This window comes from Pseudoalteromonas sp. SG43-4 (genome assembly GCF_014164325.1).
Taxonomy (GTDB): Bacteria; Pseudomonadota; Gammaproteobacteria; order Enterobacterales; family Alteromonadaceae; genus Pseudoalteromonas; species Pseudoalteromonas distincta.
The window spans coordinates 23,200-36,678 of record NZ_JACJFB010000009.1 but is presented as its reverse complement, the minus strand read 5'-3'; the positions used below and the strand labels follow the sequence as shown (position 1 = coordinate 36,678).

General features: G+C 39.8%; 17 protein-coding genes. 9 read left to right on the top strand and 8 right to left on the bottom strand.

Annotated features, from left to right (window positions below; genetic code table 11):
- The first annotated feature begins 196 nt into the window (after positions 1-196).
- The 3 genes from pdsR (at position 197) to H5160_RS10535 (ending at position 3,484) form a co-directional block, all read left to right on the top strand.
- Entirely contained in the window at positions 197-886 is a 690-nt protein-coding gene (pdsR, locus tag H5160_RS10545) for a proteobacterial dedicated sortase system response regulator (RefSeq protein ID WP_182737412.1), read from the top strand.
- The gene (gene pdsS, locus H5160_RS10540; protein WP_182737411.1) at positions 886-3,024 is read left to right on the top strand and encodes a proteobacterial dedicated sortase system histidine kinase; all 2,139 of its coding nucleotides are present in this window, start codon (positions 886-888) and stop codon (positions 3,022-3,024) included. The genes pdsR and pdsS overlap by 1 nt, the downstream gene beginning before the upstream one ends.
- Positions 3,025-3,319: 295 nt before the next feature.
- Entirely contained in the window at positions 3,320-3,484 is a 165-nt protein-coding gene (locus tag H5160_RS10535) for a hypothetical protein (protein WP_182196201.1), read from the top strand.
- A 5-nt stretch (positions 3,485-3,489) separates the two neighbouring features.
- Here the strand turns inward: H5160_RS10535 and H5160_RS10530 are convergent, their stop codons facing one another.
- The gene (locus H5160_RS10530; protein ID WP_182737409.1) at positions 3,490-4,740 is read right to left on the bottom strand and encodes a multifunctional CCA addition/repair protein; all 1,251 of its coding nucleotides are present in this window, start codon (positions 4,738-4,740) and stop codon (positions 3,490-3,492) included.
- A gap of 132 nt (positions 4,741-4,872) precedes the next feature.
- Here H5160_RS10530 and H5160_RS10525 point away from each other — a divergent pair, with 132 nt between their 5' ends.
- Complete coding sequence (locus H5160_RS10525; RefSeq protein WP_007581571.1) at positions 4,873-5,100, top strand: hypothetical protein; 228 nt, start codon at positions 4,873-4,875, stop codon at positions 5,098-5,100.
- A gap of 30 nt (positions 5,101-5,130) precedes the next feature.
- Here the strand turns inward: H5160_RS10525 and H5160_RS10520 are convergent, their stop codons facing one another.
- The 4 genes from H5160_RS10520 to H5160_RS10505 are packed head-to-tail and all read right to left on the bottom strand — an operon-like array spanning position 5,131 to position 8,996.
- Entirely contained in the window at positions 5,131-5,631 is a 501-nt protein-coding gene (locus H5160_RS10520; protein WP_002961636.1) for a DUF1543 domain-containing protein, read from the bottom strand.
- Between the two features lie 8 nt (positions 5,632-5,639).
- Complete coding sequence (locus tag H5160_RS10515; RefSeq protein ID WP_182737407.1) at positions 5,640-6,989, bottom strand: sigma 54-interacting transcriptional regulator; 1,350 nt, start codon at positions 6,987-6,989, stop codon at positions 5,640-5,642.
- Positions 6,990-6,991: 2 nt separating this feature from the next.
- Entirely contained in the window at positions 6,992-7,537 is a 546-nt protein-coding gene (locus tag H5160_RS10510; protein WP_182737406.1) for a hypothetical protein, read from the bottom strand.
- A 1-nt stretch (position 7,538) separates the two neighbouring features.
- Positions 7,539-8,996, bottom strand: a complete 1,458-nt coding sequence (locus tag H5160_RS10505; protein WP_182737404.1) for a sensor histidine kinase KdpD — start codon at positions 8,994-8,996, stop codon at positions 7,539-7,541.
- Positions 8,997-9,326: 330 nt separating this feature from the next.
- Here H5160_RS10505 and H5160_RS10500 point away from each other — a divergent pair, with 330 nt between their 5' ends.
- From H5160_RS10500 to H5160_RS10485, 4 genes are all read left to right on the top strand, one after another.
- Positions 9,327-9,560: an EF-hand domain-containing protein gene (locus H5160_RS10500; protein ID WP_002961641.1), complete on the top strand. Its 234-nt coding sequence runs from the start codon at positions 9,327-9,329 to the stop codon at positions 9,558-9,560.
- A 24-nt stretch (positions 9,561-9,584) separates the two neighbouring features.
- Positions 9,585-9,812, top strand: a complete 228-nt coding sequence (locus tag H5160_RS10495) for a hypothetical protein (protein ID WP_024597597.1) — start codon at positions 9,585-9,587, stop codon at positions 9,810-9,812.
- Positions 9,813-9,998: 186 nt separating this feature from the next.
- Complete coding sequence (locus H5160_RS10490; RefSeq protein ID WP_033021630.1) at positions 9,999-10,235, top strand: calcium dependent protein; 237 nt, start codon at positions 9,999-10,001, stop codon at positions 10,233-10,235.
- A 9-nt stretch (positions 10,236-10,244) separates the two neighbouring features.
- Positions 10,245-10,481 (top strand): calcium-binding protein, encoded by a 237-nt coding sequence (locus H5160_RS10485; RefSeq protein WP_002961647.1) that lies wholly within the window; start codon positions 10,245-10,247, stop codon positions 10,479-10,481.
- Positions 10,482-10,537: 56 nt separating this feature from the next.
- Here H5160_RS10485 and H5160_RS20420 read toward each other — a convergent pair whose 3' ends face one another.
- From H5160_RS20420 to H5160_RS10475, 3 genes are all read right to left on the bottom strand, one after another.
- A complete protein-coding gene (locus tag H5160_RS20420; protein ID WP_240915857.1) occupies positions 10,538-10,768 on the bottom strand; it encodes an energy transducer TonB in 231 nt (76 codons plus the stop codon).
- Positions 10,769-10,786: 18 nt separating this feature from the next.
- Positions 10,787-10,933 (bottom strand): hypothetical protein, encoded by a 147-nt coding sequence (locus H5160_RS20415; RefSeq protein ID WP_240915858.1) that lies wholly within the window; start codon positions 10,931-10,933, stop codon positions 10,787-10,789.
- A 165-nt stretch (positions 10,934-11,098) separates the two neighbouring features.
- A complete protein-coding gene (locus H5160_RS10475) occupies positions 11,099-11,581 on the bottom strand; it encodes an energy transducer TonB (protein ID WP_024597594.1) in 483 nt (160 codons plus the stop codon).
- Between the two features lie 172 nt (positions 11,582-11,753).
- Between H5160_RS10475 and H5160_RS10470 the strand changes: the two genes are divergently transcribed.
- Complete coding sequence (locus H5160_RS10470) at positions 11,754-13,436, top strand: amidohydrolase (RefSeq protein ID WP_182737402.1); 1,683 nt, start codon at positions 11,754-11,756, stop codon at positions 13,434-13,436.
- Positions 13,437-13,479 lie beyond the last annotated feature (43 nt).

Below are 13,479 nucleotides of genomic sequence, written 5' to 3'. Positions count from 1 at the left end.
CCTTAAACTTACTTTTTAATTTGTGATGTTTTGTTTTGATGGGTGTATTAAAACAAGCTCAAGTGGCAGCAAAGGGGATCAAAAATGGCAAACTGCTGAGCAATTGTGGCAAAAAAATGGCAATTGCCTTTTTAACCTTACTTAGCTTAAAAACTTCGATATAGTGCACAGCAGAGCCGATAGGATAATGATTAAAATGAAAAAAATAGCCATCGTTGAAGATGAACCCGCAATCCGCGAAAACTACATAGAAATGCTGATCGCACAGGGCTACCAAGTAAGTGGCTTTGCAGATCGCGCCAGCGCTGAAGCTGCATTTAAAAACGCCCTGCCCGATTTAGCCATTGTTGATATTGGCCTAGGCCATGAAATAGATGGTGGTTTTTTACTGTGCCAAACATTGCGTTCGCTTTCTAAAACACTGCCTATTATTTTTTTAACCGCCCGCGATAGCGAAATAGATACTGTATGCGGCCTGCGCATGGGCGCCGACGACTACCTAACAAAAGACATAAGCTTGGCTCACTTGGCTGCACGTATTGGTGCGCTATTTCGCCGAATGGAAGCACTTGAACAACCCACTGATGCAAACGCCCTCATAACACGCGGGCAGTTAACGCTCGACACGCAACGTATGCAGGTATTTTGGCAGCAACAATTAGTTGATTTAACCGTAACCGAATTTTGGATGCTGCATTCACTCGCCCAGCGACCTGGCCATGTTAAAAGCCGTAACGATTTGATGAGCGATGCAAAAATTTATGTAGACGACAGCACTATTACTTCGCACGTAAAACGTATTCGTAAAAAATTTATAGCAATCGATAGCACCTTTGATTGCATAGATACCGTGTATGGTATGGGTTATCGGTGGGAACAACACTAATGCTACGATTTGGTCTGCGCAGTAAATTTATATTACTTTCATGTTTTTTGTTTTTGCTACCGTGGCTTGGCTACGAGTACGTATGGGAAATGGAAAAGTTTTTACGCCAAGGCCAAGAAAAAACCCTCGTAGGCACCACTCGTGCACTTGCTACTGCATTACATGAGCGCCCTGCATTATTTGACGAGCAAACCAACTTTTTAGACCAAGTAGTAAAAGGCCGCGATTTATACGCTTATAATCTTAAAAACCCTATTCAGCTCGACGGTAAACTTAACGATTGGGACAGCTATCAACCGCTATTTTGGCATTACGACAAGCGCTACTTACAAAAAACAGATAACAAACATCAAGCCAGTGACTTATCGTTTGATCATATGGTTGGCAAGTTTGATAACTACTTATACGCCGTATTTAAAGTCACCGACAATACTCTTATTTATCGCGCTAAAAATAGCTTAAGTATTACCAATAACGATTATTTACAAATTGGTTTAAAAACGCCTGACGGCCAGTTTAATACTTACATTATTGCGCCGCGCCAAGACGGCTGGATTAATGCGTTTGATGCAAATACCAAAGCCCCTTTTACTAAAATTCAGGGCTATTTTGAAAGTACCGAATCAGGTTATAACGTAGAGCTGCGCTTTCCTATTAGCATGCTGGGCAACAAACTTGGCTTTGCTATTGTTGACATTGATAGTAAAGAGGCATTGCTCGAGCCTAAAATAATGTCAACCTCAAACTTAAATAACCCAAACGATTTGGGCTCGGTATTAGTCCCTTCCCCAGAAATTAGCCGTATTTTAAAAGGTATGGGCCACAGTGGTAGCCGCATTTGGGTGGTTGATAACCATCATCGTGTACTTGCGCAATCGGGTACTATTCAAAATGCAGATGGCGTATGGGCTGATGGACTTGCTAACAAAGCACCTGAAACTTGGTGGCAGCGCTTTGAGCAAAATTACTTACACCCAATTTACTATAAAATATTAACGCGCCCCGAAAATGAGTTTTTAGATACCCTGCACGATGTAGCTTCTATGCAGGGCACACATTTAGCGAAAGCATTAAAAGGACAACCTGCATCGTCTTGGCGCTTAACTCCCGACAGCAAAGCCGTTATTTTATCGGCCGCTTACCCTATTTGGATTCAAGACCAAGTAATTGGCGCGGTAATAGCAGAGGAAACCACAAACGGCGTACGTACGCTGCGTAACAAATCGCTCGAAAAACTCTTTAACGTTATTTTAGCTGTGATGCTAATTGGTACTGTCACCTTGTTCTTTTTTGCCTCACGTATATCGAACCGAATTAGGCGACTGCGCGATACAGCTGAACAAGCAATTGATGCACAAGGGCGTGTTACCGGCAGTATTAATTACAGCGATGCTAACGATGAAATTGGGGATCTGTCTCGTAGTTTTTCAAACATTGTGAGCCGACTTGGTGGCTATACCGATTACTTAGAAAACATGTCATCGCGGTTATCACATGAGCTGCGCACGCCGGTTGCCGTAGTGCGCTCGTCACTCGAGAACTTACAAAGCTTGCCACAAAACGAGCTGAGTCAAAAATACCTCGACCGCGCCAGTGAAGGCGTTGAACGCTTAGGTAAAATAATAACCACCATGAGTGAAGCAACTCGCCTTGAGCAGAGTATTCAAAGCAACGAGTCTGAGCCTTTTGATTTACAAAAAGTAATAAATGGCTGTATGCAAGGCTATCAGCTTACTTACCCAAACCAGTTATTTACGCTTGATGTATGCCAAAGAAAATTACCTATGCAAGGTGCACCGGAGTTTATAGCTCAGCTGCTTGATAAACTTATTAGTAACGCGCTGGAGTTCAGCAAAGCCAATACGGCTATTAATGTAAGCCTTAAGCAGAGCGAAAATAAAGCAACATTAACAGTGAGTAATACTGGTCCTGCTTTACCTGAAGGACTCACTGAGCATATTTTTGATTCAATGGTGTCGGTACGTAGCCAGCAAATGCAGCAACAGCCACATTTGGGGTTAGGGCTTTATATTGTAAGGCTGGTGTGCGATTACCATAAAGGCAGTGTAACCGCGCAAAACAACGAGCAAGGTAATGGTGTAGTGTTTACCGTAACACTGCCGTTAGCTAATGGTTAGGGCTGTATTTATACCGTTATATTTGTACCGTTATATCTGTACCGTTATATTTATAGATACAGCATTATATGCAAATAGTAAGTACGTAATAAATTAAATTCAGCTGTATATTTTTAGTTAAAAAGATTTACTTTAATTTATCTTAACCCCATATAAATTAATAAATAAACCCCTCTCATCCCTTAAAACCCGCCGGTTACAATTTAGTACAACTCCAAATGTAACTATTCACTTTTTATTCAGTCGAATGACCATACCCTACATCATATTAAAGTATTGAATTGAAGGAATACTCATGAAACCATCACTAGAGCGTGAAGAACTAGACTTTATTTTTGACTTATACAGGCCCTCTAAAAAGCCCAAGTCTGAAGAGGTAAAACCAAAAAACACCAATTACAAAGAGCTAAGAAAGCACGACGCGACTAAAAACCAAGGCGTATCGCACTACTTAGTCTAATTTTATTACGCTTGGGGCTTCTCATGTTCTAAAAATGCTTTAATGCAGTTTATTTCTGCAAGTTTTACTTCTTCGCCTATTTCAGGGCCTTTTTTGCCATTTTTAAGTGCATCTTGCACTACTTGTTTCTTATCCATTTTTTGCAGTTCAGTATGAATTGCTCGCAGTTTAGTTGCTTGCGGGTATGGCTTATCGACCAGTGTTTCACCACGCCCTTGTGCATCGCATTGGCATGCTTGGGTAAATGCTATAAAACGTTCTGGGTGTACCAACGCATTTAGGTTAGTCACTATTAGCTTGTGAATGGTTTGCGGCCTTAACTGATCAATCGTGTGGCAAAGGGTGTGATTATCACTGGTGAGTACACCAACATCGCGAAAACGGTTTGGCACTTTTAAGCGCTCACAAAACGCCTCAATAACTGCAACACCTTCGCGTTCGTGCCCACGTAGGTTTCCATACTTTTTAAAACTAAGCGCTTTTCCAAAATCATGGGTAAGTGCAGCAAAACGTGCTTCTAAGTTAAAATTTAAATCGGCTGCACGCCTAAGTACCAACATAGTATGCACAAATACATCCCCTTCAGGATGATGGTTTGCCGGTTGCGGTACATTAACCATGCGCTCAAGTTCTGGAAAAATACCTAAACCTTGCAGTGCTTCAAAATAAAGCTCAGGGTGCTTTTCACCCAGTGCTTTTTCAGTTTCAAGCCACACGCGCTCAGGTACTAAATGATTGAGCTCACCTTTATTTTTAAGCTCGCGCATTAATGCATAGGTACTTGGGTGAATACGCCAATCGCTGCCATAGCGCGCTAAAAAACGGGCAATACGCAGTACTCGAACAGGGTCTTCTACAAATGCCTCAGTGGTGTGGCGCAGTGCTTTATTTTGTAAGTCAGTTTGGCCATTAAACGGGTCAATAATATTACCGTGTTCATCAAGCGCCATTGAATTTATGGTTAAATCGCGCCTTGCTAAATCTTCTTCTAGAGTAACGGTTGGGCTGGCATCAACCACAAAGCCAGTATAGCCTTTGCCACTTTTACGCTCTGTGCGTCCTAGTGCGTATTCTTCTTTTGTTTTTGGGTGTAAGTAAACCGGAAAGTCACTACCTATTGGCACAAAACCAAGCGATTCCATCGTTTTTGGTGTTTCCCCAATCACTACATAGTCGTTATCTTTTGATTTTATATTTAGCAGTTTGTCGCGCACTGCACCGCCAACGAGGTAAACTTGTTTTAAGTTACTTTTCACTTTATTCCCAATAACACTTGCCCAATTGTTTGACGCTAATCATATCATTAATTAAAAAATTCTGCGGTATTTGCCAAGCTTAAGTAAGCTCATTACAATGGCGCATTATTTTTAGCTATAGCCTCATAATTAATGAAAAACCATTCATCAAAAAAAGAACTCATGTTACTACCCATTTTATTAGTGGTTATTTTGATGTGTGTGGCAGGTCACTTTTTACTACAAGCAAATTTTCAAGACAGTAATGTGGTTGAATACATGTTGGCAGCACTGCCGTTTGCTATGTTTGGGTTGGTTATTGTGGCGTTTAAAATGGCGGCTAAAAGCGAAAAGGATGAACAAAACGAGCAGGACTCTTAATCCTACTCTGTTTTAGCTACTTATTATAATTTAAAGTATGTGATAGCCAAACCAGTCTGGCTTTATCGGCTGCGATATACCGCTGGGCGTGAGCTTAATGTTTAGCTGGCTGTCGAGTAAATCAATGGCAAAGCAATCGTCCACATCATGTAAATCATCTTTATGAATATGACTAAGCCCTGCGAGCAAATCGTTTTTAGCGCGCTCTTTAGCTTCATGGCTACTGCTTGCAACATACAGTGCAAAGTCATGTTGCTCAGCCATGGAATCACTTCTGTAAGCGCCTAAATTTACAAAATAGAGTTGTTTATTTTGCTCCACATAGCTATCAACAACTTCTACTTTAAAGCCATCAATATGATTAATTGCCATGTAGCTATCCATGTGAACACTACTTCTGTCGCCTACCCATTGGCTTTTTAACTTTGAGTAGGTTTGCTCTATATTCTCCCCTACTACAAAACGAATATCATGCATTTCAATGTGGCAACCTTGAATCCGGCCACCTAAATACACCATAAATAACTGCATGCTTTTCCTTAACCTAAATTATCAACATCAATATTGTGCTTTTTAATCAACTTATAAAAATCTGAGCGATTGCGCTTGGCAAGCTTAGCGCCTTCAGCTACGTTACCACCTGCCATTTTTAAAGTGTTAATTACATAGTCGCGCTCAAACTCTTTTTTAGCGTCGTTTAGTGATAATGGTTCTACGTTTGTTTCGTTACTATTTAGAGCAGCTAACACTAAATGCTCTGAAATAACATCGCTTGGCGTTAATGCTACAACCTGCTCTACTACGTTTTGTAATTGGCGGATATTACCTGGCCAGTCGTAACGTACAAGCGCATGCATAGCATCGCTTGCAAAGTGTTTTTCAGTTTGGTTCATGCGCTTAGCAATGCTTGCACTAAAGTGCTGTGCCAATAAGCTTATATCTTCGCGGCGCTCACACAGTGGCGGTAATTTTAAATTAACTACGTTTAAGCGATAGTATAAATCTTCTCTAAATTGCTGGCTTAAAATAGCTTCAGGAAGATTTTTATGTGTTGCCGATACAATACGTACATCAATTGCTATTTCTTCTTGAAAACCCACCGGGCGAATTGTTTTTTCTTGTAATACGCGCAGTAACTTAACCTGCAAGTTAAGCGGCATATCGCCTATTTCGTCTAAAAATAACGTGCCACCCTGTGCTTGTTGAAACAAACCTTGGTGATCTTTAATTGCACCCGTAAACGAGCCTTTTTTATGACCAAATAATTCGGACTCTAAAAGCTCCCCTGGTACAGCGCCGCAGTTAATTGCAACAAAAGGGCCACCGCTTACATGGCTATGCTGGTGAATCGCCTGTGCGAGTAATTCTTTACCAGTACCACTAGCCCCCGAAATAAGTACATTAACTTGCGTTGGCCCAAGTAGTTTTACTTGCTCTAACAAGTGCAGCATTGCACCACTGCGCGTAACTATATTACTTTTAGGTGCAGCTTCATCGGCGTTAACACCATGAATTTCTATCGCTTTTGCAAGGCTGTCAAATAGCTCATCTTTATCCACTGGTTTAGTTATGAATGCAAAAATGCCCTGCTTAGTTGCCTCTACTGCATCAGGAATTGAGCCGTGCGCTGTCATCATAATGACAGGTAATGCAGGGTAGCGGCTTTGCAGCTGACGATGCAGTGCCATACCATCCATTTCATCCATGCGTAAGTCGGTTATTACGGCGTCAAACACTTGGCTTTTAAGTATTTGTAGTGCGGTTAAGCCGCTTTCGCAGGTTGTCACTTCGTATCCTTTTGATCCAATACGAATAGCGAGCAGTTTTAATAAGCTAGCGTCGTCGTCTACGAGTAATACTTTTGCACCTTGTACTTTAGTTGCGGCCATCGTTACTGCTCCTTCGTTTCTTCTCGTAGTAAAAGTTGCTGCTCAATCGTTGCTAACGATGAGAGGGTTTCTTGCATTTTATTATTAAGTGCTTGCTGCTCTTTTTTAGCATTTATTTGCATAGTTACTTGCTGCTTTTGAAGCCATAAATATTGCTTTATGTCATCAGGCCAAAAGTAAGCAAGATCGAGCTTTAACAACTTAGTCATTACCGTATTTGGATCATCATTTATGTTTAAGCACATGAACTTAAAAAAGCGTTTAAGCTCGTTTTCGCCTGTAAAAACATCTTTGCTAGGTACCAATTTGAATCCACCACACTGATTAGCATGCCATGCAATAACCTGCTCTGCAGGAGGATAGCTTGGCTCAATTTTTGGTCTAGGCTTTGGACTAGGCTTACTGTTTTTGTCGTTCGCTTTTTTTGTATCGACCACAGGTGCAGGTGTAATTGACGCACGCTCTTCTTGCCCATTATTAATTTCACAACCTGATATAACCATGCTGCTACTGAGCACACATAAAATAGCGATTAAACGCAAGCGCATGTTAATTAACTCCTAGATTTTTTGTTATGGGAATTTTAATTGAAAACCGGCAACCATGTGGCTCGTTATGCTCAACACTAAGTGTACCTCTTAGCTGTTCAACAGACTCTTTTACAATAGTTAAACCCAGTCCACTGCCTTGCAGCGTAACATTTTTACTGTGTTTACCTTGATAAAATGCGCTGAAAATTTGAGTTTTTTCTTGCTCTTTAATACCGCAGCCTTTATCAAGTACAACGATACAAAGCTGGTTTTGCTCAAGCGCTAAATTAATAGTAACGCTTTGCTTATCTTCTGAAAATTTTAAGCCATTTGAAATAAGCTGAATTAAAATCATCTCAATAAGCTCACTAGGTAAAGCAAGCGGTTTGTTAGGTAAAGTATTTTGCCACTGCAGAGCTTGCTGACGCGCAGTTAAGCGATGCTCAAAATGGCTATTAATTTTATTAATAAGAAGACTAAATTCAACTTCGCTTAGGCTATCTTTACTGGTGCGAATAGCATTATAACTCAGCAAACTGTCAATCATTGTGCGAAGGCGCACCATAGATTGGCTAATGAGCTCAAGCACCGCTTTTTGCTCAGCAGTAATTGGGCCTACTATTTCATCAGTTAATAAGTCAGTGCCTTCAACCATTGAAGCAAGCGGCGTTTTTAGCTCATGAGTTACATGGCGTAAAAAAGTATCTTTTTGCTGCTCAAGCATATGAAGCTGTTCTTGTACCCATTGGAGCTTTTCTCCTAGCTCAACAAGCTCAGCTGAACCTTTCACAGATATTTTTTGCTGCCAATGCCCCTGTCCAAGCTTATCAATAACCGTAGTTAACCCTTTTAGCCGCCCACTTATGCGCCATAAAAAACCTCCCCCAACAATTAAAGTCAGTGGGATAAGTGCCACCAGCCAGTTTATAAATGACGCTTGCAGGCTTGTAAGCTCATTTTGGTTATTGGTAATTTGCGCTTCGTTTTTATCACGTAACCATAAAGTAAGTTCAGCAATTAAATCGCTCACTGGCACAAATAGCTCAGCTTGTTGTTGTTTTTGCTCAACGAGTTTTACATGCGCGGTTTGTAAGGTGGTATATAAGCGTTGCCATTGGTTGATATACTCTTTATTCGTGTTTACAAATTTGAGTTCATCAATGCTTTGCAGGGATGATTGCCATTTATCAACAATGAGTTTGTCGAGCGATTCACTTTTTAATACCCAGTTTTGTCTAGTGGCGCGTTCAAGGCTGTTGAGTTCTTGCTTTAAAGTGTTAAACGATTTGGTAACTTGGTAGTTGCTACTCACAATACTTTGAGTAACCGCTAATTGCTTATTAAGCGCATTTAAAAATACGATCACCACTATAGAAAGCGGCAGTAACGAAAGCAGCATACTCATTGCAAATTGCCCAATTAAATTAGGCCGCCAGTTAAGCATTGCTTGGTATTTTTTAGCTATGGTTGCTGGCATTTCGTTTAGTCCTTTTAAGTTAAGCGTTCTATTATTAAGTGCTTACCTTATACACTAGCTGAACCAGCAATTATATTTAATACGATTAACAGCCAGCACTACAAAACAATGTGTCGCCAAATAGAGACAACGTAACTCGTTGATTTTAATAAACTCCCTTTTAACCCCGCTAAATAGTGTTGCAAAAGGCGCACAAAAATTACAATAAACCCAGTAAAAACTTCTCACTGGCTTAAAGCTAAAACAATAACCAGTTGAAAAATAACAACAATTATTATTGGCACCATTTTTGTAATAGGAGTAATAACTTTAATCAATAAGGAAATAATTATGAACAAACGCATTTTAGTAATTTCATCATTACTGGCTTTAGGCTTTTTAGGCGCTAATGCACACGCAATGGACGTTCACGCGACTTTTAACGAACTTGATAAAGACAGTAACGGCACATTAAGTGAAGCCGAAGCAGGTGAAGATGCTGTGTTACACGAGAATTTTTCTCAAATTGATACTAATCAAGATGGGCAATTGTCGCTAGATGAATTCAAAAAATTTATTCAATAAACTCATTTAATAAGGAACGTGATTATGAAACAACTTATAGCCGCTTTTTCATTAATGTTTTTAGCAATTAGTGCCACTGTAATTGCATCGCCAACAAATGTGCGTTTTGCCCACTTAGATAAAGATATGGACGGACAAATATCAATTGCAGAAGCAAAGGAAGACAAGGAAGTAATGAGACAGTTTGCCGACTTAGATGAAGACGGTGATGAAAAAGTCTCAAAAAAAGAATTTGAAAGCTTTAAACCTTAATGAGTAATTACTGATTAAGCTTTACTTAAGCTTGTTATAGGTAAACTGGAATTAAAAGCATTTGCCATAATCCCTGAGGGAGTGTGTAAAAGGATTTAATGTTGGGAGTTAAATTACGGCAAGTGCTTTTTCCTTTTCACTTTATTTTAGCCACAAACTTTAAATACATCTTTTGGAAGGAACACCATGAAGATACTTCCCCTTATTATAAGCATCTTAATGCTATTAAGCTTTGATGCCGCTGCACTTGATGTAAAGCAACGCTTTGATCACCTCGATAGCGACAAAAGTGGCTATTTAACGCATGACGAACTTGATCCCCAACCACAACTATTAAACACATTTGTAAAATGGGACAAAAACCAAGATAACCAAATTTCGTTAATCGAATTTAAAAATTACCTTACCAATAACCTCTACTGAGTATTTTTCATGAAAAAAACAAGCTATATAGCGCTTTTTGCGTTTAGTATTTTTAGCACATTAGGCTTTGCTGCAAGCAACAATGTTGCAGAGCAATTTGAAAAACTTGATAGAAACCAGGATGGTTTTTTAACACGTTCAGAAACCGCTGTAGACCCCGCTTTGTGGTCTCGATTTTCAAGCTATGATCAAGACAAAGACGGCAAGCTAACGCTAAGTGAATACAGTTTATATGCAAGTAAGTAGTCTTATAGCTAGGTACACAAACACCTAGCTTATTATATTTATACTATTAATTACGTTCAGACTTTATTTTTAGAACAATGCGCTAAGTACTCTGCATCAGTAGGTTTTGGGCTCACCATAAAATCCATTTTGAGATAAGTTAGAATCGGTTGCTTACTCGTATTTTCAACTGTCGGTTTCCAGCGCCATAAACCCACAGCAGCTGCCGCATCAATATCAAACACGCCCTCAGGGTAAGACGAGACAACCTTATACCCTTGGACTTCACCTTGTGAATTAATTAACATAGCAAACTCAACACAGCCTTAAATACTTTTCTTTGCAGCTTCTATCTGACATCGCGGCTCAACTCTTTTAGCAACATCCCAGTATTCACCTACCTTACTTCGCAGTTCAGGACTTGATAAATCAATAAAACTCGGCATTTCATCGTTTACTTGTTTATCAGACATTGAGCTACAGGCTGTCAGCATCATGCTCAAGGGAGTAATAAATAGAGAGCTTTCATAGCATTCCCTTATTAATTCGTTATAAATAATTTTTTAAGTAGTTGCATCAATTACCTGTTATGCAAACGCACCACCAAAGTGAGATATATAAATACTCCACTTAAAATCTTATGACTTTCTTCTTTCTCCCGTTATTTGAAATGCTTCGCCAGCCGGACAATTCTTTAAATATTTTTCACCTACTGGTTTTGAGTCAATAGTGAAATCAATTCTAATATGAGTAAGAACAGGCTGTTTAGCTACATTTACGTTAGTAGGCAACCAGGCCCATGTACTTAAAGATTGAGCTGCGGCTTCATCAAATAACCCTTTAGGATATGAGGAGGTTACTTTATATCCTTGCGCCCTACCCTCAGAATTAATGATAGTCATGAGTTCTACACAACCTGCAAGACCTTTTTTTGCAGCAGCTATTGGATATTGTGGTTCTGTTCTTGTTAAAATATTCCAATAGTCTTTCACCCTATCGCGCAGCTCAACACTTGATAAATCTATATAATCTAGCTTTTCAACAGTTTCCTCTGTCGTAGGTGTTGCTCCACATGCCGCAAGTAATGAAGTTAATGGGAGTAATAAATAGAGGGCTTTCATAGCGTTTCCTTATGCTTTATTGATTGTTTTACATACTAAATAATCACATCAATTACCTATTTTGTAAACAGTTAGTAAAGAGAAAAACCTTATAATGAGGCCTATCAATTCATTGGTATTATAAAATCAAGTTTGTTAATGTAAGTAAATTAACAATAAAAATTAAGTAACCATGTCGCTCAAAAAAATAATCAAACCACTCATACTAGCCAGCCTTTGCGCTAGTTCTAGTTACACTCTTGCACAAACAAAAGTAATTTATAACGCAAATGGTTATACCCCTTTATACCAAGGTGAAGTACAGCAGTTTACTACCCTCGTTATTAAAAATGGCAAGGTAGTAAAACTAGGTAGCGATACACTTAAAGATAGCTACCCAGATGCCAAGCTAATTGACGCGCACGGTAATACCTTATTACCAGGCTTAATTGATGCTCATGGGCACGTTATTGGCCTTGGCGATAATTTATCGCAACTTGATGTACGCGGTGCAAAATCGGTTGATGAAGTAACGAATAAACTAAAAGTATTTGCCGATAACAAACAAGGTTGGATTACAGGACGAGGTTGGAACCAAGAGCTTTGGTCTGATACACGCTTTCCTACTGCTAAAGATTTAGACAAAGTAGTTAACGATCGACCTGTGGTGCTTTCTCGAGTTGATAGCCACGCCGTTTGGGTTAATTCAAAAGCGCTCGAACTTGCAGGTATTACCGCCCAAACAAAAGCACCTGAAGGCGGTGAGATAATTAAAGACGAATTTGGCAATCCTACGGGTATTTTTGTAGACAAAGCAGAATCGCTAATTACCCAGTATATGCCAGCCCCTTCAAAACAAGATATAAGTGACTCACTTGATGCAGCAGGTAAACATTTATTAAGTTTAGGCATTACCTCTACTCACGATGCAGGTATTGATAAAACCACATGGGAGGTTTATAAAGAGCGCGGCGACCTTGGTAATTTACCACTACGTATTGTGGCAATGTTAAGTGGTGCAAGCCCTGATTTAGACACAATGTTAAAGGCAGGCCGATACCACGACAAAAATGACTTTATGGAAATTCGCAGTGTTAAAGTTTACGCCGATGGCGCACTGGGCTCTCGTGGTGCAGCACTTATTGAAGAATATGCAGACAGACCTGGTCACCATGGTTTAATGCTTGAAACGCAAGAGAAACTCGAAGCACTCTTTACACAAAGCTTTAAAAGCGGCTTTAGCGCAAATACTCACGCCATTGGCGACAAAGCAAATAAAGTAGTACTTGATGCCTATCAAAATGTGTTTAAAAAAACGGGCGGTATATTACTGCGAAACCGAATAGAGCACGCCCAAATTGTAACCCCTGATGATATCCCTCGCTTTAAAGCGTTAAAAATAATCCCTTCAATGCAGCCGGTACATGCCACTTCTGATATGCATATGGCAGAGCAGCGTTTAACTGAAAAACAACTAAGCGGCGCCTACGCGTGGCAAACATTTTTACAGCAAGGTTCGGTTGTTGCAGCGGGCTCTGATTACCCTGTAGAGCTTGCAAATCCATTTGATGGTTTGTATTCAGCCATTACACGCATGGATCATAACAAACTACCGGAAAACGGCTGGCGTGCAAGTGAAGTACTAAGCCGCGAAGATGCATTACGTGCATTTACTCTTGGCGGCGCCTATGCAGCTCATCAAGAATTTAAGGTAGGTAGTTTAGAAAAAGGTAAATGGGCCGACTTTATTTTAATTGATAAAGACTACTTTAAAGTACCTGTTGAGGAGATATACAAAACAAACGTACTGCAAACATGGGTAGCAGGAATAAAGCGATACGAAAAAACTAAAACAGAAAATACCACCGAAAAATAAAACTAAAAAAGGGTTAACGCAAGTTAACCCTTTTGGGTTGTGT